The organism is Paenibacillus sp. N3/727 (genome assembly GCF_022637315.1).
Classification (GTDB): Bacteria; Bacillota; Bacilli; order Paenibacillales; family Paenibacillaceae; genus Paenibacillus_AQ; species Paenibacillus_AQ uliginis.
This window is the reverse complement of sequence record NZ_CP093336.1, coordinates 4703600-4726477: the sequence shown is the minus strand read 5'-3', so window position 1 is coordinate 4726477 and position 22878 is coordinate 4703600. Positions and strand designations below refer to the sequence as shown.

25 protein-coding genes, 1 pseudogene and 1 riboswitch are annotated in these 22878 nt (G+C 42.6%); of the genes and pseudogenes, 20 read left to right on the top strand and 6 right to left on the bottom strand.

Translation table 11 applies throughout. The annotated features are described in order from the left end of the window. Nucleotides 1-59 precede the first annotated feature (59 nt). The 6 genes from MNQ98_RS22030 (at nucleotide 60) to MNQ98_RS22005 (ending at nucleotide 8035) form a co-directional block, all read left to right on the top strand. The gene (locus MNQ98_RS22030) at nucleotides 60-671 is read left to right on the top strand and encodes an ECF transporter S component (protein WP_241930159.1); all 612 of its coding nucleotides are present in this window, start codon (nucleotides 60-62) and stop codon (nucleotides 669-671) included. 5 nt (nucleotides 672-676) lie between these two features. Further along, entirely contained in the window at nucleotides 677-2413 is a 1737-nt protein-coding gene (locus MNQ98_RS22025; protein ID WP_241930158.1) for an ABC transporter ATP-binding protein, read from the top strand. Continuing rightward, nucleotides 2410-3204: an energy-coupling factor transporter transmembrane component T family protein gene (locus MNQ98_RS22020; RefSeq protein WP_241930157.1), complete on the top strand. Its 795-nt coding sequence runs from the start codon at nucleotides 2410-2412 to the stop codon at nucleotides 3202-3204. The genes MNQ98_RS22025 and MNQ98_RS22020 overlap by 4 nt, the downstream gene beginning before the upstream one ends. 18 nt (nucleotides 3205-3222) lie before the next feature. Beyond that, nucleotides 3223-5019: an ABC transporter ATP-binding protein gene (locus MNQ98_RS22015; protein WP_241930156.1), complete on the top strand. Its 1797-nt coding sequence runs from the start codon at nucleotides 3223-3225 to the stop codon at nucleotides 5017-5019. Next, entirely contained in the window at nucleotides 5012-6757 is a 1746-nt protein-coding gene (locus tag MNQ98_RS22010) for an ABC transporter ATP-binding protein (protein WP_241930155.1), read from the top strand. Before MNQ98_RS22015 ends, MNQ98_RS22010 begins: the two co-directional genes overlap by 8 nt. 192 nt (nucleotides 6758-6949) lie before the next feature. Next, nucleotides 6950-8035 (top strand): helix-turn-helix transcriptional regulator, encoded by a 1086-nt coding sequence (locus MNQ98_RS22005; RefSeq protein ID WP_241930154.1) that lies wholly within the window; start codon nucleotides 6950-6952, stop codon nucleotides 8033-8035. A gap of 140 nt (nucleotides 8036-8175) precedes the next feature. On the opposite strand, the gene MNQ98_RS22000 is transcribed toward MNQ98_RS22005, so the two are convergent. Further along, complete coding sequence (locus MNQ98_RS22000; protein ID WP_208918429.1) at nucleotides 8176-8760, bottom strand: N-acetylmuramoyl-L-alanine amidase family protein; 585 nt, start codon at nucleotides 8758-8760, stop codon at nucleotides 8176-8178. Between the two features lie 110 nt (nucleotides 8761-8870). Here MNQ98_RS22000 and MNQ98_RS21995 point away from each other — a divergent pair, with 110 nt between their 5' ends. Then, nucleotides 8871-9695 carry a hypothetical protein gene (locus tag MNQ98_RS21995; protein WP_241930153.1) on the top strand — a complete coding sequence of 275 codons (825 nt, stop codon included), beginning with the start codon at nucleotides 8871-8873 and terminating at the stop codon, nucleotides 9693-9695. Nucleotides 9696-9821: 126 nt separating this feature from the next. On the opposite strand, the gene MNQ98_RS21990 is transcribed toward MNQ98_RS21995, so the two are convergent. Further along, nucleotides 9822-10547, bottom strand: coding sequence for a hypothetical protein (locus MNQ98_RS21990; RefSeq protein ID WP_241930152.1), 726 nt, complete (start codon nucleotides 10545-10547; stop codon nucleotides 9822-9824). A 427-nt stretch (nucleotides 10548-10974) separates the two neighbouring features. On the opposite strand from MNQ98_RS21990, the gene MNQ98_RS21985 reads away from it, so the two are divergent. The 7 genes from MNQ98_RS21985 (at nucleotide 10975) to MNQ98_RS21955 (ending at nucleotide 14402) form a co-directional block, all read left to right on the top strand. Continuing rightward, nucleotides 10975-11622, top strand: a complete 648-nt coding sequence (locus MNQ98_RS21985) for a sigma-70 family RNA polymerase sigma factor (RefSeq protein WP_241930151.1) — start codon at nucleotides 10975-10977, stop codon at nucleotides 11620-11622. After that, entirely contained in the window at nucleotides 11619-11780 is a 162-nt protein-coding gene (locus MNQ98_RS21980; protein WP_208918433.1) for a YvrJ family protein, read from the top strand. Before MNQ98_RS21985 ends, MNQ98_RS21980 begins: the two co-directional genes overlap by 4 nt. Further along, nucleotides 11777-12049 (top strand): helix-turn-helix domain-containing protein, encoded by a 273-nt coding sequence (locus tag MNQ98_RS21975; protein WP_241930150.1) that lies wholly within the window; start codon nucleotides 11777-11779, stop codon nucleotides 12047-12049. Before MNQ98_RS21980 ends, MNQ98_RS21975 begins: the two co-directional genes overlap by 4 nt. 52 nt (nucleotides 12050-12101) lie before the next feature. Then, complete coding sequence (locus tag MNQ98_RS21970; protein WP_241930149.1) at nucleotides 12102-12527, top strand: TlpA family protein disulfide reductase; 426 nt, start codon at nucleotides 12102-12104, stop codon at nucleotides 12525-12527. Then, on the top strand, nucleotides 12496-13014 hold the full coding sequence (locus tag MNQ98_RS21965; RefSeq protein WP_241930148.1) for a MauE/DoxX family redox-associated membrane protein: 519 nt from the start codon (nucleotides 12496-12498) through the stop codon (nucleotides 13012-13014). The genes MNQ98_RS21970 and MNQ98_RS21965 overlap by 32 nt, the downstream gene beginning before the upstream one ends. Further along, on the top strand, nucleotides 13002-13472 hold the full coding sequence (locus tag MNQ98_RS21960; protein WP_241930147.1) for a hypothetical protein: 471 nt from the start codon (nucleotides 13002-13004) through the stop codon (nucleotides 13470-13472). The genes MNQ98_RS21965 and MNQ98_RS21960 overlap by 13 nt, the downstream gene beginning before the upstream one ends. Before the next feature lie 216 nt (nucleotides 13473-13688). After that, nucleotides 13689-14402, top strand: a complete 714-nt coding sequence (locus MNQ98_RS21955; protein WP_241930146.1) for a stalk domain-containing protein — start codon at nucleotides 13689-13691, stop codon at nucleotides 14400-14402. An 84-nt stretch (nucleotides 14403-14486) separates the two neighbouring features. Here MNQ98_RS21955 and MNQ98_RS21950 read toward each other — a convergent pair whose 3' ends face one another. Next, the gene (locus MNQ98_RS21950; protein ID WP_241930145.1) at nucleotides 14487-15026 is read right to left on the bottom strand and encodes a glucosaminidase domain-containing protein; all 540 of its coding nucleotides are present in this window, start codon (nucleotides 15024-15026) and stop codon (nucleotides 14487-14489) included. A gap of 231 nt (nucleotides 15027-15257) precedes the next feature. On the opposite strand from MNQ98_RS21950, the gene MNQ98_RS21945 reads away from it, so the two are divergent. Then, nucleotides 15258-16511, top strand: a complete 1254-nt coding sequence (locus tag MNQ98_RS21945; protein WP_241930144.1) for a WD40/YVTN/BNR-like repeat-containing protein — start codon at nucleotides 15258-15260, stop codon at nucleotides 16509-16511. 54 nt (nucleotides 16512-16565) lie between these two features. Here the strand turns inward: MNQ98_RS21945 and MNQ98_RS21940 are convergent, their stop codons facing one another. Then, nucleotides 16566-16760 carry a hypothetical protein gene (locus MNQ98_RS21940; RefSeq protein ID WP_241930143.1) on the bottom strand — a complete coding sequence of 65 codons (195 nt, stop codon included), beginning with the start codon at nucleotides 16758-16760 and terminating at the stop codon, nucleotides 16566-16568. A gap of 122 nt (nucleotides 16761-16882) precedes the next feature. Next, nucleotides 16883-17491 (bottom strand): XRE family transcriptional regulator, encoded by a 609-nt coding sequence (locus MNQ98_RS21935; protein ID WP_241930142.1) that lies wholly within the window; start codon nucleotides 17489-17491, stop codon nucleotides 16883-16885. Between the two features lie 291 nt (nucleotides 17492-17782). Next, a riboswitch (purine riboswitch) is annotated at nucleotides 17783-17882 on the top strand. Nucleotides 17883-18087: 205 nt separating this feature from the next. On the opposite strand from MNQ98_RS21935, the pseudogene MNQ98_RS21930 reads away from it, so the two are divergent. From MNQ98_RS21930 to MNQ98_RS21910, 5 genes and pseudogenes are all read left to right on the top strand, one after another. Beyond that, nucleotides 18088-18726: pseudogene (locus MNQ98_RS21930) on the top strand (FAD-dependent oxidoreductase); the annotation flags it as partial. Between the two features lie 152 nt (nucleotides 18727-18878). After that, entirely contained in the window at nucleotides 18879-19166 is a 288-nt protein-coding gene (locus MNQ98_RS21925) for a Dabb family protein (RefSeq protein WP_241930141.1), read from the top strand. A 70-nt stretch (nucleotides 19167-19236) separates the two neighbouring features. After that, nucleotides 19237-19656, top strand: coding sequence for a DUF86 domain-containing protein (locus MNQ98_RS21920; protein ID WP_241930140.1), 420 nt, complete (start codon nucleotides 19237-19239; stop codon nucleotides 19654-19656). Between the two features lie 225 nt (nucleotides 19657-19881). Beyond that, a complete protein-coding gene (locus tag MNQ98_RS21915; RefSeq protein WP_241930139.1) occupies nucleotides 19882-20334 on the top strand; it encodes a DUF948 domain-containing protein in 453 nt (150 codons plus the stop codon). A gap of 21 nt (nucleotides 20335-20355) precedes the next feature. After that, the gene (locus MNQ98_RS21910) at nucleotides 20356-20700 is read left to right on the top strand and encodes a YtxH domain-containing protein (protein WP_241930138.1); all 345 of its coding nucleotides are present in this window, start codon (nucleotides 20356-20358) and stop codon (nucleotides 20698-20700) included. Nucleotides 20701-20764: 64 nt separating this feature from the next. Here the strand turns inward: MNQ98_RS21910 and MNQ98_RS21905 are convergent, their stop codons facing one another. Beyond that, on the bottom strand, nucleotides 20765-22609 hold the full coding sequence (locus MNQ98_RS21905; RefSeq protein WP_241930137.1) for a stalk domain-containing protein: 1845 nt from the start codon (nucleotides 22607-22609) through the stop codon (nucleotides 20765-20767). Between the last annotated feature and the right edge of the window lie 269 nt (nucleotides 22610-22878).

The window sequence follows — 22878 nt, the reverse complement described above, 5'->3', positions numbered from 1 at the left end:
TATGATATTAACTATGTGAATGATATTGATTATCAATGAGAAAGAGGATGGTGGACGGCATGGAGAAAGATCTGGCTTATAGCAACCCTGTACAGCGCAGGAGGGCTGTTTGGAATACAAAAGATATTTTGATCACAGGAATGATTGGCGTTGTGTTTGCTTTTGTTTTGCTTGCCGTGACGTTTGCTTATTTCCCGCTTGCTGCCATATTAGGTCCGGCGTATTCGAGAATAACGGACGGGATTTTTATGATTCCCGGTCTCATGGCTCTTTATCTCATTCGAAAACCTGGTGCTGCTCTCATTTCGATGACGATTGGCGGCCTTGTTATGCTGCCATTTTCACCCTATGGTTTAATCGGAATTGTATGGGCAGCCCTGGCCGGGGCTGAGTGTGAAGTGCCTTTTTTAGCGGTACTGTATAGAAAATATTCAACTCTGTTTTTGATGATAAGCGGCTCGGTCGCCACCATTTTAAGCACTCTTCTTGAATACCCCTTATACGGCCATGCGGCGTTATCGATCGGTGTTCAAATCACCATGCTTGCGGTGAGTGCCATAGGCGGAGCGATCGGTGGAATATTGTCCAAACTGTTGGCAGAGTCGATGTTGAAATTAGGTTTATTAGCAGATTATCGCAGATCATCATTAGATCATACTTACAGGAAGTGAAACTCATGATTGAAATGCACGATGTTCACTTTACTTATGCGGGAACAATCAAGCCTGTACTGGACGGCATAGATGTAATGATCGGCAATAATGAAACGGTTTTGCTGCTTGGCGCTTCCGGAGCGGGGAAAAGCTCGCTCGTGCTCTGTTTGAATGGCTTGATTCCTAATAGTATTCATGGGGAGTTCAGCGGAGTCGTCCGAGTGGGAGGGAAAGATACATCTAACACGCCGATTGCGGAACTGGCAAGACAAGTCGGCATTGTTTTTCAAGATCCGGAAGCACAACTGGTCACCATGAAAGTGGAAGATGAGATCGCTTTTGGTATGGAAAATTTATGCCTGGATCCCAGCGAAATGGAGGGGAGAATCGAGGCGGCGTTACAGCAAACCGGATTGTCGGAATTCAGGCAATGGCAGATCGACAAGCTCTCCGGCGGACAAAAACAACGGCTCGCTCTGGCCTCTGTATTATGTATGCAGCCGCGAGTTCTCGTCCTGGATGAACCAACGGCAAATCTTGATCCAGAGGGCACGAGGGAATTGTTTGCCGTTCTGCGAAATCTTCGAAAGAGCGGCAATTATACAATCATCATGATCGAACATAAGCTTGACGATTTAATGGTTATAGCGGATCGTGTCCTCGTCCTCGGAAAAAATGGAAGGATCATAGCTGATGGTCATCCTCGTGAAGTTTTTTACCACGAGTACGATGAATTAATACAAGAAGGCGTTTGGCTGCCATATAGCGTTACATTCACCCATGAGTTAAGGAAACGGGGGATTGCCGTAGCCGAAAGTCCGCTTACCGTAAAAGAAACCATAAGCATGCTGGAAAAGATCCGCTTGACAGGCGAGACAGAGGAGCTTGCGCTCCAAGCTGCAGCAAGAACTGTTTTCAGAATTGCTGAAGCTGCTAACCATACAGATACAACGCATATCTTTGCGGAAGACATGCAGCCCGGTCTGGCAGCAGCGGAAAAGGAGCTTGCCATTGAAATCCGGTCGGCTGAATTCAAACGCAAGAATGCATGCATCTTGCAGCCCATGCATTTGTGTGTGCCCAAGGGTGATTTTCTGGCCATTGTTGGAAAGAACGGAGCGGGCAAGTCGACTCTGGCGCGTTACATGATCAAGCTGCAACAGGTGGGTAAAGGGGTCATCTATTTACACGGACGCGATCTTGTGGAATGGCCTGTACATGACATAGCGAAAGAGGTTGGATACGTCTTTCAAAATCCCGAACATCAATTTGTCACGAATCGAGTGTTCGACGAACTGGCCTTTGGACTGAAAGGGATGCAGCTGTCTACAGATGAAATTTATGCACGAGTTGAGCAGATGCTGGATCGATTTGGGCTTAAGAAATATATCGAAGCCAATCCATTTCAATTAAGTCATGGCGAGAAACGGCGTTTAAGCACAGCTTCCATGCTCATTACCGGACAAAGGCTGCTTATTCTGGATGAACCGACATTCGGACAAGATGGGCGTAATGCACATCAGCTTATGCAACTGATGAAGGAATTACAGGAGACGGGCCATACCATCATCATCATCTCGCATGATATGGGCTTGATTGCTGAATATGCCGATCACGTAGCAGTGTTGAAGACAGGCAGGCTAATCTTCCACGGAACGGTACAAGCTTTGTTTGACCGGAAGGAGTTGCTTGTCGAAGCAGGTCTTAACTTGCCGCCATCTGTGGAAATCGAACGGCAATTTCGGGCGGCATCTGTATGAGTTATCTGCATCGTCTGAATCCCCTTAGCAAATTATTGGCAATAGGCCCGCCAGCCATTTTCCTGGCCTTGACGACCAATGTCTGGACACCGCTGCTGTTTATCATTCTAACGATAGGCATTACGCTTATGCTGGGGAGAATTCCATTGATGCGTTATGCCAAAGTATGTGCACCCATGCTGTTCATTGTTCTTGGATTCATTCTTCTGTATCCGCTCTTGGTCAGCGATCAGATCAACGAAGGCTCGGAACTGTTATTTTCTTTCGGATTCATTGAGGTATATGAAGCGGGGGCATTATTCGGGTTAGCTACAGGATTGCGATTGCTTGCCATGCTCGTTCTATCGCTGTTATTCACCTTAACGACAGATACAGCGGATCTTATTCGCGCGCTCATTCAACAATGGAGAGTAGGCTATCGCTTTGGATACGGTACAATGGCTGTTCTTCGTTTTATTCCTATTCTTATGCAGCAGTTTCAGCTTGTCAAAATGGCTCACCAGGTTCGCGGCTATACAGGGAAAGGGGCTCGCAAAATCCTAGAACGAACTCAAAGATATGCACTGCCTCTCCTATCCTCATCCTTACGTCATGCAGAACGTATGGCCTATTCGATGGATTCGCGCGCCTTCGGAGCTTACCGGACGCGTACGTATTTTCGCCGATCATCCATGGCGAGGCAGGATATTTTCTTTATAGGTGCTTTTTGGATCGGATCAGCCTTGGCAGTCCTCATCCTGTTTCAATTTGACATGCTCGGCAAGCTTTCTTTATTGAAGACATATCATTAGCGGGTGTGAATAATATTTATGAAAAATTCAAATTGGGTTTCCATTGTCTGGTCGTTCGCCGATGGCTGTAAAAATCGGCTGGCGCTCTCGGTAGCGTGTGCAATCATTAGTGTTGTCGGAGGAATTATCCCTTATTTCGGCGTCTATCAGATCATTCATTTGTTTATGACTCATGAAGTTCAGTTTCGCGACATTGTTTTTTGGTCTGGTGTTTGTCTTGGCGGCTATGGGGTGAAAATCATTTTTCATGCTGTTTCAACGACACTAGCTCATCATGCAGCTTATCAAATCCTGGAATCCATGCGTGTTCGGATTGCTGAACGGCTAATGAAAGCTCCGTTAGGAACTGTACAGAACCAATCGGTAGGAAAGCTGAAGAATGTCATGATCGATCGGGTAGAAACGATCGAGCTGCCGCTTGCGCATATCATCCCTGAAGGCATTTCAAACCTTTTATTGCCGGTCTGCGTGTTTGCGTATTTGCTGTTTATCGATTGGCGGATGGCATTTGCAGCCCTGCTAACCGTACCTATTGCGGCAATCGCCTTTGCTTATTTAATGAAATCCTTTAATAAGCAATATGCGTCTTACATGGAATCCAGCAATCACGTCAATAGTGTCATTGTGGAGTATGTAGAAGGAATTGAAGTCATCAAAACATTCAATCAATCCTCCTCTTCTTATGAAAAGTTTGAGCAAGCCATTCAATCTTTTAAAGGCTATACGCTGAGCTGGTTTCGCAATACCTGGAAGCTGATGAATTTCTCCAATGCTGTCTTACCTTCAACCTTGCTCGGCACTGTACCTATCGGGATGTATTTGTATCAGACCGGGACATTGAGTCCTTCCGAGCTGGCGATTTGCTTCATTTTATCCTTAGGGATTGTTGGACCGCTCACGAGCTTCACTTTATTTGTGAATAACGCGAAGACGATCGAATATGCCGTTATGGAAGTAAATGAATTTTTACAGTTAGAAGAGCTGGAGAATGCATCAGAACAAGTCCAATTCGATCAATACGGAGTAATCTTTACCGATGTTTCCTTCTCGTATTCAGCGCATTCGCAAGACACAGTGTCCGCACAAAACAAGGTGCTCAATTCGATCAATCTAACGTTTCCGGAAGGAAGCTTTACGGCACTGGTAGGCCCTTCGGGAAGCGGGAAATCGACCATTGCCAAATTGATTGCGAGGTTTTGGGATGTAACGGACGGGGAGATTTCGATTGGAAATGTTCCGCTCAAACAAATTCCCCTGGATCAATTAGCGAATACCGTCAGTTTCGTATCGCAAGACAATTTTCTTTTCGATTGCTCCTTGATAGACAACATTCGGCTCGGAGATCCGAATGCGACAGATGAAGAGGTGATTGCAGCGGCTAAGGCCGCTTGCTGCCATGATTTTATCGAGCAATTAGAGCATGGCTATCATTCTCTTGCCGGAGAGGTAGGGGGCAGGCTGTCCGGAGGAGAAAAGCAGCGAGTGGCAATTGCCAGAGCAATGCTAAAAAATGCTCCCATTATCATTTTGGATGAAGCGACCGCTTTTACTGATCCCGAGAATGAAGAGAAGCTGCAGAAGTCGATTGCCGCTTTAACAAAAGGAAAGTCTTTGTTCGTCATTGCCCATAGATTATCAACGATTCAGCATGCGGATCAAATTATCGTGCTCAATCATGGACAGATTGAATCCACAGGAAGTCATAACCAGCTTCTTCAGACATGCGAATTGTATCGGCATATGTGGGAGGCCCATATCGGCGCAAAAGCATGGGCAGCGAGCAGCGGTGCCAAGGAGGTGCATGCCAATGGTTAGATCGATCCAGCGGTTGCTGAATTGGACGGGTACTCGGCGAAAGCGTATCTATATCGGGTTTGTCTATTCTTTTTTCCATACTCTCTTCACCGCCTTGCCTGTCATCATTGCCGCTTATAGTTTAAAGCTGATTCTGGAAGATATGAATGGCAAGGAGTCGCTCGCGACAAGCTCTATCGTGTATATCGCCATTTCTATGGTGATCGCTGTGGCCGGCCGTTTTATGTTTGGCTATCTTCGTGCATCCACTCAAGAAAGCGTGGGGTATGAAGTAACGGCTGAACAACGAATTCACATTGGCGGACTTTTAAAGCGGGTATCATTGGGCTTTTTTCATCGTAAAAAAGCGGGAGATATTACTTCGGCTGTAACGACAGATTTATCCTTTATCGAAATGCACGGCATGAAGATGATTGATGTCATCGTAAACGGCTACATCAGTGTATTTACCCTAGTTCTGTGCTTGGCCTTTTATCATTATGCAGTTGCGCTTGTGGCTATTGCAGGCATTGCGTTTTCTGCTCTATTCTTAACATTGCTGCGCGGCAAAAGTGAGAAGAACGCGCCGATTCATCAGCAAATTAAAGATCGCATGGTTTCAGCGACGATTGAGTACATTCGGGGAATGCCTGAAGTGAAAGCCTATCATCAGCAGGGGGTTACGAAAGAAAGTATTCATAAGGCGTATGAAATGGGCAAAGAGATCAATATCAAAATCGAAAAAAATTATATGCCGTACAATAGTCTGCATCTGCTCTCCCTTCATGCTGCTTCAACTGGCATCGTTGCCGTCTCGGCATGGCTGGCGATGAATGAAATCATTCCGTTATCGACGATGATCATGATGGTTATTTTTTCATTCGTGATCTTTAATCAGGTTGAAGCGATGAATAACGCCTCCCATGTATTGAAGGTGATTGACGCAACGCTGGACAAGCTGGAAGAGATAAATGAGACGGAGGTTCTGGATAAGCTTAGTAAAGAAATTCATTTGGAGAAATTTGATATTCAATTCTCGAATGTATCGTTTGGCTATGAAGGGCGGCAGGTGATTCGGGACGTTTCCTTTACGGTTCCGGAACATACAACTACGGCAATCGTCGGACCTTCCGGAAGCGGGAAAACGACGCTGTGCAAGCTGATCGCGAGATTTTATGATGTGGATCAGGGGCAGATCGAAATCGGCGGAGTAAATATCCGCGAGGTTACGAGTGAAAGCTTGTTGAAAAATATGAGTATCGTATTCCAAAAGGTGTATTTGTTTCATGATACCATTCTAAACAATATCCGCTTCGGAAAGCCGGATGCCACCTTGGAGGAAGTCGTGGAGGTATCTAAAAAGGCACGCTGCCATGAGTTTATTATGGCATTGCCGGATGGCTATGACACGATGGTTGGAGAAGGCGGATCAACGTTGTCGGGCGGCGAAAAACAACGGCTTTCCATTGCAAGAGCGATGCTGAAAGATGCGCCTATTATTATTCTGGACGAAGCAACGGCAAGTATGGATCCGGAAAACGAGCATGAAATTCAAGCAGCGATCAGTGCGCTAGTTGCAGGAAAGACGATCCTTATTATTGCGCATCGCTTGGCGACCATCCAACATGCGGATCAAATTATTGTGCTTGATCATGGCGGAATCGCTCAATGGGGAGCGCATGAAGACTTAATAAAAGAAGACGGAATTTATAAGAACTTTTTGCAAATAAGAAAAAGAGCAGAAGGTTGGAGTTTATGATTAAAAGGTTTGATTTCATCGCCCTTCAATTGGCCTGTTAGGCTAGATGAAGGGCGATTTTCATGAGGTTTAGTACAGAGGTGGATAATAGGGAGCTAGGCGGTATTAGTCATCACTTGGGCCGAATATTACACAACTTATATCAAAACTTTCGCTTTCTTTTCATTTATCATTAATGTAAGGGCAAAGGGGGTGAACAATATGATGCAGGAGATGATAGATTGGATTGAAGACCATCTTTTTGATGATTTTTCTTTAATGAACTTAGGGAATGATATAGGTTATTCACCTTATTACTGTTCTTTCAAGTTTCATCGAATGGCAGGAATCACGATCAAGAGATATATAGCACTTAGAAAAATATATCTATCTTCTATTGAACTTAAACAAACAAATCAAAAAACGATTGATCTTGCGTTTAAATATGGGTATTCATCTCAGGAAGCTTTTACAAGAACTTTTAAACATACATTTGGTATTAGTCCTAATGCCTTTAGAAAAAATCCGCAGCCACTGCAATCTTATGTGAAACTTAATATGAATGGTATAATGGAGGGGTTTATGTTGGATATTTCACTGAAATTAAAAATTGAAACTTTACAGAATAAAATCGCTGGGCAGTTTGATCAGGATATATTGAATATTTTAAATGGACAGATGATGTATGAAGAGTTTTATACACAGCAGCTAATGGGGAAAAGCGACTACGTTCCTTTTAATGAAGCTATGTGTTCCAATGATACCTGTTCTACAATATTCAGTGACGAATTTAATAAAATAAGAGCGTCAGGACATCAAGTATCTTTAAAGGAATATGAGAAAATTACCATTAACATTTTAAAACCTCTATTTGAAAAACAATACAAATGTATTGTTTTATGGTTTGGTGATGACATGTTTTGTCAGATGAATTTACTTACAGTACTAGCATATTTGGAACAAATGGGGTATAAAGGAAAAGTATACTATCATATGGTAAAGGAAACGACTTATGATGTGGAAGAAACTGAAGTACGACTAGAAGGTTATAAAGAAATTTATGAGCAGGTTTTGATTCAACATCGTATTCCTGATGTTCAACTAATGCCCGTCATGTATCAGGGAATAAAACTTTATTTGGAGTATTTAAAGGAAGATAACGAAATTACAGCGTATATAAAAAAGCATCTAGATAAGTCTCAGGATGACTTGCTGAAACATTTATTTCATCTTTTCCCGCATTACGGTCTAGGAGATATTCAATATTTAAGAATCATTAAAACTATTAGAGAAGCATAACATTTTTACCAGATCTTGATTTTTTTATTCCATGAAGAGGGGCTTATCCTGTTCAATTTTGAACGGGAATTAAGCCCCTGAGCCATCTTTACTGTTATGAGTTGAAGTGTATTTACTTAATCAAAACTGTTCGATTGGGTTTAAAAGTGATCTTCCAGGCCTTTTAAAATTCCTGCTGCAAAATCAAGAGATGCTTCATACATGGGTTGGTCATCAAGAACTTTCATAGCGGCTGAATTCGAAATGTATTCAACTTCAACCAGTGCCCTTGGATAATTTTTGTTGGTTGGGTAACGAAGGACTCCTAAACTTCCAACGGCGGCTTTCGTGTCATCTTTTACTCCAATATTTTTCGTTCCGAGGTATTCAACAACTCTTTTCTGAAGCTTTTCTGCGAAAGCTTTGTCCCCAGATCTAGTCTGTGCATAGAAGGTTTCTGTGCCTTTAGCAGAAGTGCTGCCACTATTAAAATGGATACTGATCACAGCATCAACAGCGTTATCTTGACCTTTTTTCCATCGGTCATTTATTCCGACGGCTGTGTCGCTATTGCGAGTCATAATGACAGTTGCACCGGCACCTTCAATATACGACTTTGCAGATTGCGCAAACAGAAGCGCCAAATCCTTCTCATACTTTGTTTGTCCGTTTACTGTACCGCTGGCACCACTATCACTTCCTCCATGACCTGCATCAATAAGAATCTTTTTTCCCGACAAACTCATTGATCTCATTCCTTTCGATTTGATTATTTTTGAATCTATTAATGTACAGTGTGTTATCTATCTAGAAAAACAACCTGTTTCGATCATTTAGTTAAATAAAGGAGGAACATATGAATAAAGTTTTATTGCTGGTGTTCATGAGTTTATTTATTATTGCGGGTTGCAATAGCAACAGCGATAACCAAGTAACTGTTGAGCTGGATGAGCAATCTATGCTCATTTCTGGCTTGGATTTCACGATCTCAGGCCAAGTAAAAGGACTAAAGCAAAATTACTTTTTTTATCAAATAGAAGATGGACATGGGTTTTTGTCTGAGGGAAAGATTGATGTGCAGAAGAATGGAACTTTTAAAACGAGCCTTACAATAAAATCGCCCACGAATGAATTTGGAGAGCTTACATTCTATTCGGATGCAAATGGCAATGGGGTATTTGATGTTGAACTTGATACTGAGCAACGTTTAGCTTCCTACGAACTTACATTTCATAAGTCTATTGTAATTCCGCTTTCCAAAAGCAAAGATATGAATGAAAGCCAGAAGGAAGACACAGAAATAGTAACCACGCTCTACACTATAAATTTGAATGATTATAGAACTGTAAGCGAAATTCCATTCTATTCTCTAGGTAAGATTGAAAACATTACAGAAAAGACGGTTAAATCCTTTCAGGAAGGTCATCATCCCTGGTTAGGACATGCCGAAACATTCATTAGTATCAAAGCTTCCAATTTAGTTCCCGCAGCTTATAAAAAAGATGATGAGATTAAAAAAGAGTTCATTCAAATAAAAAAACGAACAGATAATAGTGCTTTAGCAACAATCAAGTTTGATGATAACTTTTTTTACGAAGTGACGGCAGAATCATCAGAGATTACGGGAGGCATTTTCTTTATAACAAATATTGACCTTCACACGCATATAAAAGAAAAATAGGAGGGGGGCTCCTCCTATTTTTAAGAGATAAGGAAGTAATAACATTGGAGTGAACAGCATCCTTATCTCGCAAGAAAAACTACCGTTAAGTGTGCTTTGTCTTCTTAGAGGTACGTCGATAGACGTTTATGCCCAGCGCCACAAAGCATTATTGAGTGATCGAGTGTTGGCTGTACCAGTGACGCCCAAGTCGTCCATGATCAATTTGCTCAAATCAATGATTGCGCCATTCACTGTATATTTGCAGTTCGATCCGCATAAGTTTGAGCGATCTTTATCTTTATTGGTTTCGGCCCAAGGAACCGTACCCGTATTCCAATATGGGTCTGCTGAACAAGTGCCGCAGGGAACCCAAGGCCCCACATCTTTTACCAGAGCTGTAACCGATTTACTTGTACCTGTATTATGAACAATAACATTATCGCTGCAATGACCTGTCTGAGGCAACGCAATATAACGGGAGGGTAAAGTTCCTGAACATGAGACCGTTGTATCATTAAATTCGGATGCTTTTCCCTTAAACCATACTCCGACCAGCTTGCTTGCCAGGTCGCCATTCGATGCCTTCACGGTAATTTTTCGAGAGCTACTTGTTGTATAAACGGATGTAATATTAAGATTTGAAGACGTTCCCCGCCCTGAGCTCATGTTAATTGTTCCAATTGTGAATGCAGTGTCGCTGGATGTTGAGTTTGCATAGACGGTCAGAGTGCTGTTATAAGCAGTATCAATTGTTCCGTTAGAATTACGAGCAATGACGGAAACGGTGAAATTTTGACGAGCAATGATGCTACCGGGATGAGTCCCCTCGGCTGTAACTACTTTTGGAACGGTGAGTTCTAATATTGCCATATACCCCTACCTCCTTTTTTGAAGAACGAAAAAATGTATTCAAGCCCCTGAGCCATTAAATCGCTCTTGTTCACTACATTGTTTGAACTCCCCCAAAAAACAACCAGTACTGCCATATTGATATATTTGTAAAAAAAGCTTGTGATCGCAGAGGGTGGATGCTCCTCTTCTCGGTCACAAGCTTTTTCATATCCTCATATGAAATTCTAATCATTATATATGATGAAATAATTTCCATTTTAGGATAACCTTAGTCTTAGAATGATATAAGCATATAGACCTATATAATTCACTCTCTTTGTTTGTATCCACATAAAATGACCTTCAAAAAGACAAAATTTAAAATATTTGGATTGCAGGTTGTTTTTTTATGAACTTCCAGCAATGTAAATATATAGATAGTCTGAATTTGAGAGGGGGAGGTCCCATGGCAGTATCATGGCAATCACTTAATCATTCAAATGTAGAGAGAATAACAGTATCACCTCAAAAGTTTTTATTATTTTCCAATGATTTTATTGTCCAGCGGTTTTTTTCATATCCAGAACATTGTCTCCTTCTCAGTTTGTTCTTAAATGGTCAATCCCTGAAATACTGGAAGCAGTTAGAAAATGCATTTTGTGACTTTTATTTCGAAGTCAGGTTTACGAAATATTTGAGCTCTACGATAAAGTATGCTTTTATTGATTATCAAAGGAAAAAGGAGCGTAGAGAAGAACGAAATCCGGTAATTTTCGATATGGAATTGAATGAGGAAAATAATCAAAGTTTTGGCGAAAAATATTCACCTCAAAGCATTAATGATGAAGTTAATGCAAGCCCGAACCCTGAGGACCTTCTTGATTCAATTTCAGATGAAAGCGTATTCAATTCCTTCTCTGATCTAACAATTACTCAGAAAAAAATTCTTACGTACACGTACTCCATGAGTTATTTAGATAAAGAAATTTCAAGAATATTATCTATATCTCCTCAAGCCGTATCCAAGTCTAGGAACACAGCTTTGGAAAAAATCAGAAGGCGAATGTCTATTATTTATCCAGAGCTTTTTATAGAAGGGAGGAAAATAAAATGAATGGCTCAGAATGGTTAATAACGGCAATAAGCAACTTTGGTTTCCCCATTGTTATTACAGGATATTTACTCATACGATTTGAGAAAAAAATCGAAAACCTTAATGACTCTATTCAAGCTCTGGCTCAGGTTATAAGAGATGGAGGTCGAAACAAATGATTGAGGCAGAGAAATATCTGATTGATCTGGTGAAAGAAGCACAAAGTGGAGACCAGAAAGCTTTATTGGCCATCATACATCGATTTTACCCTGCTATAAAAAAAGTAAAGAAGAAGATAAGATCTCAAGAACAGGAAGATTTGGAACAAGAACTATTGGAGAAAATAATTCGCGCAATTCTTTTGTACGATTTGAATATGGAAATAGACTTATCTCATTTCGAAGAGAGTATTAAAGCTTTTATGAATGAAAAACATAAAGAAGCATAGATACACATGCATCAGACACATAAATCCATTATTTAATTTGGAGGGATAAAAAATGTCTAATCTTGAACAATCAATTCTTTCGACCGGCAGCAATTATCCGCTTGATTTGTTAGGACTTCCAATAGAATCAGAAAAGATTCGATTAGTTTGTGCAGTCTCTTTAAGTTGCGGTCATTGCCTTCGACTGATGCCAGAACTCAAAATGTTTAATGAGAGCAGCCACTTCGAGTTTCTTCTCATAACGAATGGTTCAGAAGAAGATAATGAGGTGGTTCGTGAGCAACTTGGCTATAATTTTCATCTTATTTCTTTTGCTGATAGACCATTTGTAGATATTGGTATAGGAGGAACTCCTCAAACGTATTTCATTGACACTCGAGGAAAAGTAATCAGTTACAAAGCTATTCGGCAAGTCAATGATCTTCTGGACTTATGGAGAGAAGGTGATGAAATTGCACGTAGTCGCTCATTATCTTGACATTTTTATAGCCAGTGTTTTTCTTTTCTCTTTTCTTTCAAAAGTAAATCTAATCACCGTGTTTAAGTCTGAAATTTTCTCTTATAAAGTTTTACCTGTGTATTTGGTAGCATTAGCTGCATATAGTGTGTTGATCCTTGAATTTGCAATTTTCATAGCTTATTCAATCAGCTATCCGTCTATTATAAAAGAATTCTTAGTGTTAGCTTTATTGGTTTTCTTCACTACATTTTTATGGATAAAGAAGAGAAGAACAGGTAGTTCCACTTGCGGATGTTTTGGTAAAGCTAAAGTATTGAATAATAATCCATTTCTTAGAAACTTCATTTTGATCAGTGTTGTAGTATTGAAGTGTTTCTTGCCTTTTTATCATGCAACCGTCATAGAGTCCATATACACGGTTTTAGGTATTTCCATAATTATGCTGCTAATTAATATCTCCTTATTCTTTGGAGATAAAAAGGAGTGGGCACATTGGAAGCAGTAGGCGCAATGCTATATTTGTCAATTATTCTTCTTATTTTAGGCTATATTAAATTCCGAATAGATAGGGTAATAGCTCTATCAGACTATTCGATATTAAAAGCAGTCATTGAACACAATCATTCATTGCGGATTAATACAGAACATTCTATTAACATTGTTTTTCTAGATACAAAATCGGATCTGTTCAGCGAAATTGATGCCCAGATTACAAATGCAAACGATCGATTTATTATTGTTTTACGTTCACCTGAATGGTTATTTAAGTTAAAGAGCAACATTTGGAAACAGCACAGCGTGATAGATGGAAAGAATTTCTTTTTAACTACGGCAAATGAGGGGCTTGTACACTACAAAAAGCCAGGAAAAGTATTTTTTTATTCGAAACCCCTTGAATTTCTTGACTATCAAAATGCAAAAACCAGGTTTCTCTCTCGATTAAAAATCAATGGTAAAGGATGAGCGCCAGAATACGGGTATTCTTTGCAATAAAAATCACCGCCCACTTTCCTTGACGGAAATAGAGCGGTGATTTTTATGTAGATACAGTTGTTGTTTCGATCTTGCAATAATATCAGGTAATTATGTCTAAATATGGTTGACACTTGAATATAAGTGCAATATATTACATGTGTATTATCTTGAGGGCGAATACTTTTAAGTAAGGGGGAGATTTTAATGAAAAAAATGGGATTGTCCATTGCTGCTTTGCTTATCCTTGGAGCTGTTAATGTTGCATATGCTGCAGACGTAGTGACCATCTTGATTAATGGAAAGAAAATCAGTTCGGAAGCCGTAAAAATTGAAAATGGAACGACATTGGTTCCATTGCGTGTAATTGCAGAAGGCTTGAATCAAAATGTAAATTGGAACCAGCAAACAAAGACAGTAACCATTGATGAAAAGGAGCAGTCTTCCCTAATCACTGGGATTGTTGTTCAGAGAGATAAGGACATTTTTGTAACTGAGTTTCCAGAAATTTCGAGTACAGGGCAAGAGGCTAATCGGGCGATTATTTATAACTTAACAACGTTGTACAATGAAGTATACAGAGGATTTTTGACCACAGATGTGGAAAGCGACATTCGTGTGAAAACTGAAGATGAATTGGATTTTATTAAATATAGTGAAGCCACCCAGGAAGGGAGCGTTTCATCTAGCTATACTTATGTAAGACTAAATAAGCCATCTTATGTGCCTCAAGTTGGTGAGAATGCTCCAGCCAGTAAAGATATTTTGTTCTATGTAGATGATAAAAAGCCTGAGGACCTTTTCTTAGCAGTTCAGAATCCAAAAAAGTTAAAAGAATGGAAAGTTTATAAAGTAAAAGGTTATGGGAGTTGGCTGCAAAAAGAAATTGATATTTACGTATATGGTTCAAGGGGATTATAGCTTGACTCATATAATGCCTGTGACCGCGTGTTCTAGAGAGACACGGGGTCACAGGCATTTTTAGTCTATCGTCGAAATTTTATCCTAGCAATAATCACTTCTATTGCAGAGGGTGCTCATGTATCCAACCAAGAGATCATAATAAGCCTTATGATCCGAGCCACCATAACCAGCATCTGCAATGTACTTTGCGCATGTGTTGGCATCGGGACTGTTCGTTTCTTTAAGATATTTGATTAAATCAGAATAACGAGAGTTGTTCTTCAAGAATCCAGCAAAACCTGTGGCAAAAGTATTTCTACCACAAAATTTCGCCCAACCGTTACTACCTTTACCGATATTACCAGGGGGATTCGAGTCATTCGTGTAAGTCATGTTGGCCCAGTTTTGGTTGTTTTTCTGGGTATTCCCGGTAGCCCAGCCCGATTCTCCTCCCCACAGGCCGAGAATGAGTTTCCCCGGCAAGTTGTGGCAATTCGAGCTTGCGGTGCTCGCCGCGGAACTAAAAGCATCAGCAAATGCTTGAACTTTATCATTTGCATTTGTATTGGGATTGAGGCCGACATTCGTATCCTTTGTTGTTCCACATGTAGCAGAAGATGTTGGAATTGCAGTTACTGCCATAAAAAGTCCTCCCTTAAATGTTCATTTTTAAAGGAGGGGTGTCCAGCAGCCTAAATCACCCCATTTGGCCTACCGGAATTCCTTTATGATTAAATACAGTGTGATGAAGTTCAAGATAAACAACCAGTTTATAAACTATAATATGCATGAGTGAATTTCCCGAAAATGGATACATGGTAGAATAAGGGAGGATCATAACAAGAACAAAATACATCGAAGGGAGGAGTCAGCATGTCACAATCAAAACGTCTGATTTCCATGGGTTCATTACTGATCATCATGATGATGCTCTTTGTAACAGGTTGCCAGACAGACGGGACGAACGCCGAATCTGTGGAACAGGATCATTCACAGGAGACAGTTTCTGCACCAGGTGACAGTGGAACAACTCCTTCGGGAGCAGTGGATTCCACGCCTTCGGATACAGGAAGCAGCAAAAATACAGAAGATATTAAACCGAATCCCGCTCCAATAACGGGGAACGAGGAGAAGGGTCCGGTTACCAGCTTGAACAATGTCGCAGCACTTCGGCTGATAAACAATCAATCCGGCTGGATAGGAGGGGATGGCTGGATTGCCCGCACTGATAATGGGGGAGAAAGTTGGGTTATTCAAGCTAAACCGCAAGGCGTTGTAAAGCAAATCTTCGCATTGAATGATCAGGAGGCCTGGGCGGTTACGGAGGAGCTTGAAATCTATCGTACCCGTGATGGAGGAGGAAGCTGGAAACAGTTGAGCAAAGCGCCGAACGATGGATTTCTTCATTTTACTTCCTCAGAGACTGGTTTTGTCGGTCATGCATTAACCCGGGACGGAGGTAAAACATGGAGCAATCTTCAAATACCGAAAGGGACTGTCGGTGAGGTGTATTTTCATGATGAATCCATTGGATGGGTTGTCCGTCAGCTCAAAGATGATTCGTTTCAAATTATGAAAACAGCCGATGGTGGGGCGTCATGGAAAAAGACTACTTCAAAGGAGACAACAGACCTGCTGGGTGGGGTAATTATCCGTTCCATGGGCAAACAGGATGCATGGTTGGAAGTGATCGGTGGCAGCGGAATGAGTCAGACGGCATATTCTCTGTTCCATACATCCGATGGCGGAAAAACGTGGATTACGGTTGTTGCCAATTCTACTGCCGGCGGCGGTCCGGCTCCCGGATATCCGCCCGATAAGACAGATGCGCCTAAGAACGAGGGTGTTGCCCCAGGACCGCTGTATGTTGTGGACAGGAACACAGCCGTGATGGGAGGCTACTGTGCGCCTTGTGACAAGCCGAACACCGTAGGGCGGACGACAGACGGCGGGAAGACGTGGGAGAACGGTAAGCAGGCGCTGGAAGGAAGCAGTGGACAATTGCTCGCTATGGCAGACGAAAGCCATGGGTGGATGATCACATTAGACAGCGAGAAACCAGCCATTCTGTACAAGACGACAGACGGAGGCATGCACTGGAAAAAGAGTGGTGTGTTGAGGTTGTAGGTATGAATGTCAAGCTGCCCTCACTCGTCGATTCATCAACGGATGGGTAACTTGTTAATTTTGTCGCGATCTGCGTGTACGGTGTGATCTAAATGCGAACAAGAGACCAGCCAATACGCCTATTCCGCCACAAATGGTTACGATCCAAATTAGATTATAGGAATGCCAACTTAGTAGAAATCCAATCCCACTTCCAAATGTCGTTCCCGCTAGAAGCCCGAGTGCCATACCAGTATCTTTATCTATCATGTATGCAGTTGCTCCTTTAATTGTTTGTTACTTGTATTCCCTAAGAGGAGCTAAATATGTATAAGCCATAACAAAAGCTCCGATTCTTGGCGTTGAAACCTGAATCGGAGCTTTTGTATGAATTAACGGGATGATTTCGTATCCGGATGTAGTACGCAATCAGCGAACAATACGGATTTTGGAATACGGAAGAACAATTCTGCTTTTTCCTGAAAAGCATAGGATGGCAGAGTTCCTTGGTGCAGCCATTTGCGAAATGTTCCTGGATGAACACCGATCCAACGGCTTACATCGCTAACGGACAAATCATGCACCATGCAAAGTCCGGTCAGTATCCGGTTGCTCACAGGCGAACGTGTCAGTGTTCTTTTCATAAAGCGGGAAGGTTCGGGCTGACAAATCAGCGGCGACTTCTCCAGCAGTTCCTCTCTGAATAAAATATGACGTGGGTATCCTAGATAATCGCAAGCTTTCTCAAGATTGTTCTTTCCAGGAATACGACCTTCATATACCCAAGCGCTGACGCTTCGAGAAGAAACGCCCAGCTCCTCGGCTAACTGGGATAATTTAATATCATTGGCCATCAGGATGGCAAGCAGTACGCGGTTACGAATCTGGCAGCGGGTTGGCTTACGGAAACGTTTAACGCGTACGCCTTTTCCCAAATATTTGCGATTGATCAGGGACCACGCCTCGATGGAGTGTTTTTCTTGTTGCGGTTTAGTAGGCATAATTCCTCCGACTTTTTTTACCACCATACTACAATATTCGACAAGGTACTTTCAATAGGCTTCGTCTATCATTTGTTTCCATCTCATGTATTTGAGGCTTCGGGACTGATTTAGTCCCGGAAATTAGAAGATGTATTTCATTTTGCTATTCTTAGTTAATGTTCGTTTTTTAGCCCTTGATATAGTCGAATTTCGTTGCTTCATTCTCTCATCAGACTCTAAATACGAATTATATTATATTTTTTTGTTGACACATTCGTATTAATAACTTAAATTATGGATGAGTATTTAACTTGGAAATTGGTACAAATTCGTATATCCCTAAAAATATGGTTTGGGGGTTTCTACAGGGGACCGTAAATTCCTGGCTACGAACGGGGTGCTTTTGCATACCTATTCATAGCTGGGATTTTTTTGTGCCTGCATATTTACATTGGTTGGCCGAAAATTTTACGCGCCCATCTGCCAGAACAGTATAGTCATACAGGGGGATAAGATGAGTAATTATGATGTGATTGTCGTTGGAGCGGGTCCGGCCGGTATTTTCGCGTGTTATGAATTGACGTTGAAGTCACCACACAGCAAGGTATTGCTGGGAGCAGAACCTTGAGATTTTGCAATCCATATATGAGTATTTAACAACGCGAATTGATATGGTCTTCCGAGCTGAAGTGGAAGATTTGAATACTGTTAAAGAGGACGGCGGACACCGAATTACGGGCATTACCATGAAAGGCGGAGAAATTCATGAAGCCGATTTGGTTATGGTGGCTCCCGGGCGTGACGGATCTGCATGGCTGAGCAGTGTGCTGAAAAAGCGAAGGCTCAAAATGCATAACAATCAGGTAGATGTCGGTGTCCGGGTAGAGACCTCTGATATCGTGATGAGAGAAATTAACGAACATCTGTATGAAGGCAAGTTCATTTACAATACCTCGGTTGGAACCCGTGTGCGTACGTTCTGTAGTAATCCGTCCGGTCATGTGGTGGTGGAAAATCATAGCGGCGTTATGGCTGCTAATGGGCATTCTTATAAAGATCCGGCACTTGGATCATCCAATACGAATTTTGCACTGCTCGTTTCGCATAAGTTTACGGAGCCGTTTGATAAACCGAACGAATATGCACGTGAAGTATGCAAACGAGCGAATGATCTGTCAAGCGGGGGTGTTATCGTGCAAAAATATGGCGATGTGCTTAGGGGCCGCAGATCTACGGAAGGCAGAATCCGTGATCGCACGAAACATGATAGAACGGATGGGGCAGGCGTAAGCAATGAATCCACTTAATGTGCAAAGGCCTTCTTGATGACAGCGATTTCTTTTTTTGGTTGGTAAAGGTATGATAGAATAGGAGACATAACATTTCAGTGACGGAGGAACAGATCATGATTAAACATATCGTATTTTTCAAATTAAAAGAGCCCACAACGGACAATATCGAACGGACCGTTCAAGTGCTGAGAGATATGCAGGGTAAGATCCCCCAGCTCCGCTCTCTTGAGGTAGGAAGTGATATCATCCGCTCGGAGCGGTCATATGATTTAGCTTTGATCTCGGAGGTGGATTCACTGGAAGATTTACAGGCGTATAATGTGCATCCTGTACACCAGGAAGTCATTCGTTACATCAACGAAGTGAAGGAAGTTTCGATTAGTGTGGACTTCGAAGTATAATTACGGTAATCATATTTGCATTGAACACAATTGTTAGATCATATATAAGACATGCTGGAGGAGATCAGCCGTGTATTATGTTAACCAGGAACAAATTGAACGGCGTCTAAACGCCATTCCCGAAATTGCCAGTGGACTGAAGCAGGCGGCCGAATCTTGGGACGGAGGTCTGGTATTCGGACTAGTCCAGGAGCGGGCTCTTCATTTGGCGATTGAAGTTGTGACAGATGTAGGCAGTTATCTGATCGATGGCTTTATTATGAGGGATGCTAGTAGCTACGAGGACATTATGGATATTACTCATGAAGAAAAAGTGATGACAAGTGAGGTCCATACTGTGCTGCTCGAACTGGTACGGCTGCGTAAACCGCTCGTTCAGGAATATTATGATTGGGAACGCCATACCCTTCACCCGCTGTCATCCGTTCTTCCTGATGTACTGGAGCAGTTTGCAGTGAATGTGCGTGATTATCTCAAGCAGGAACTTTAAACCGCATGATGTAATCAGCATTCACACAGTTACATATCATCGTTACTTAATTAGCCTTCGCGCAGGAAATTACTGTGCGGGGCTTTTTTTGGTTATCTGGAGAGCGGGCAGTACCTCCTCATAAAAAAATTACAATCCTTGTGTCAATACAAGCCCATCCTGCTTATAATGCATCATGCGACTAGGCATTCGCCCGGTCAGCCGGACATTGGGGAGGGTGGACATATGGCGGAATGGAGCGCCTTGGCTGTTGCTATAGGCATCTTGTTAATTGCTGCCGCGATTATAGGTATTATGCTGTCTGTCAGAAGAATGCTGCTTCGCACAGAGGCAGTGCTTGGAAAGCTGGAAGGCGAATGCATACAGCTGTCGAAGGAAGCCTCAAGGGTGCTGGAGCGGGCCTCGGTATCTTTGGATAGCATCCAGCGTCAGTTGGCGGCAGGTGAATCCATAGCGATATCTATTAGCGAGGCAGCCTCTGTTGTAGTGAAAACTGCCAATGCTGTGCATTCGGTCAGCAAGCGGGCATCGCTGGCTGCAGTCGAGCATATGGAACGGGCCCGTCTGGAGAACGAACGCCGCATCGGTGAAGTATTTCGTTGGTTCGATGCAGGTATGACACTCTGGTACACGTGGAACCGCCGCACTTCCAAGTCAGGTGACGGGCATGCCGATTAGACGAAGAAGGAGAGATGAACAATGAAAGAGAAGAGCAAGGGTCTTTTGTGGGGAGCTTTGATCGGAAGTATTGCCGGCTCTGTGACTGCACTTCTTTTGGCACCAAAATCCGGCAGAGAATTGCGTCAGGATATTGCGGACGGCGCTCGCCAGGTCGGAGGTAAGGTTCAGGAGGTTGCCGGAAAAGTAGGCGAACAGGGAATCAATCTAATTGGCGTGGTAACAGATCGGGCTGAAGGCGTAATCTCTGACATTCAGACATGGCGGAACAAAAAAGAAGGCTGGGTCGCTGATGAAGAGGGAGCTGTCCAGGTATCTTCTTTTAACGATGACGATGTGATTATTAAGGCTGAAGAAGAAGTGTAGTTAAACCGTTAATTAAGCAAGCCCTGATTGAATCCGGGAAACGGATCTTTCAGGGCTGTTTCACTTACTTTGAATGAATCAACTTGTTAAAGTCTCTGATCATGCTCTTATAATCTTCACTACTCGCCATTTTTTTTACGTATACGTCCCATTCATCTAATGAAATTTCCCCCATAATGACCTTAACTTTCGTTTCGTTCAGTTTGTGAATGAACTTGGTGTGCTGACCCTGGCTCCACAATAGATTGGCTTCGGGTAGTGTTTGGCCTTCATAGGAGATCTGATGCCATCGTGTAGCTGCTCCTTCGTACAATTTCTGTGTTTCAGGGGCAAGGTCATTCAGCAGAGCGTTGGATTTCAGTAAGTCCTTACGGCCGAACAGATTTTGAATGGCGGAGTGGTCTCCTTCTTTCAATCCCTCAATTTCCGCCCATTTGCCGGTTTCCGACATCACAATTCCTCGGTCCAGCCATTCCAGCACCTTCAAGACTTCCACTTTCGCCATCCTTGATACGATGTACATACCGCCGCCTGCAGAATTCCAAGGAGAAATCTCCGGTGCATTGCTACTAGCCTTCAGTCCTGATAGCGGTGTCCAGCTACCTTTTTTGTCTAGGGTTAGCTTGGCAGCCTCATCGAATTTCAGCACTGCGAGGCCGACATTTTTTTTCTTAACTCCTTCCATAGCCGTCTCTGGATCAATCGTGGCGAAATCCTTGTTTATAAGACCTTGGGCATACGCACGGGTCAGCCATTCTAAGGCTTGGCGCTGGCCTTTGCTTAACGCATGATCCACGACGGTACCTGATTCAGAAATGCTAAACCGTTCCGGACTTCCTGTAAACGCATGCTCTACCCATGCGAGGGAGCCCAGATTATTAGCGTTCACATATCCGTACATGCCAATTGTGTTGTCTTTGCCATCCCCATCGGGATCTTTATTCACAAATTGTTTCAGCAAGTTAAACATTTCGTCCATTGTTACGGGCTGTTTGCTTCCCAGTGTATCTATCCAGTCTTGGCGCAGAGCAGGGAAGGGCGCATCGTTAAGATCAGCGGGCCTTGGAATACCATACACTTTTCCGCCGATTTTACGCACGGCTATATTGGAATCATCAGTAAGCTCTTTTAAGGATGGATAAGACTGAAGGCTTTCATTGAGATCCAGGGCTATCGACTCCAGCAGATCATCTCGAAATTCATAGGCGTCGCCAAGCAGCATTAATGATTCCATGTCCCCTGCCGCAAGTTTAACTTTAGTTTTGTTGGAGAAGTCTTTGGGGCTTGTGAGGTTAATTTGAACATTGGTTTCCCAATTTTCTTTCATGTATTGAATAAGGGCGGAGGGCTGCCCGGTAGTTTCATGATCTGCACGTGTTCCGACACGTAAATGAATCTGGGCATTGGGATCACGGACTGAAACAAAAGACCCTTTTGCAGTCCAGGTTACTACTAATCCACAACTCTGCGCAGTAAAGCGGAGAGGAACCCAAAGCTGGTCCTCGTGCATAAATGGTGCCGCGGGGAGAGTATGAACGGATTGGCCATTTACTTCCGCCTCAGCACGCTGCGCCCAAAAAGTAAGGGAAACCTTTCCGGCTTGCTCAGCGGTAAGTTTCTTCTCTGTAACATCCCATGTAATTTGATACCCGAGACTTTTTAGCAGCGGTTCCGCTTGAACCATGACCGTTCCTTTATGGTTTATTGGCTGCCACCCCACATAAATATTGAGATTGTCAAAATATACTGATGCAGGGGAGCCGTATTCAGACATACTGGCTTTATATTCCCATGGAGAGCGATCGGCCTGGACCGTCCCGATGAAACTTCCGGATAGCGCAGCGGTGAGCGCGAGAACTGTTAACTTTTTTAAAGGTCTGGACAGCGCATTTGAATATTTCTTACCCATAAATATCACCTCGGACTCCGTTATTATTTTGAAACGTCCATAGTCTGAGATCATGATGTTATGAATAATAGATTCTCGTCTGGAATGGTAAAATCCCCCTGTGATTCAAATGAAATTTTTACTTCCAAATGAATAGGGAGAGAGCTTCGTTTCAATAACCGCTGTTTGGTTTACTCTTGTTCTCTCTTATAAAGCAAGTTTTTGGCCGTATCTACGGAAATTTTTTGTTTTTGAAGTGAATATGGGCACAAAGCAGCGGAGAGGACGAA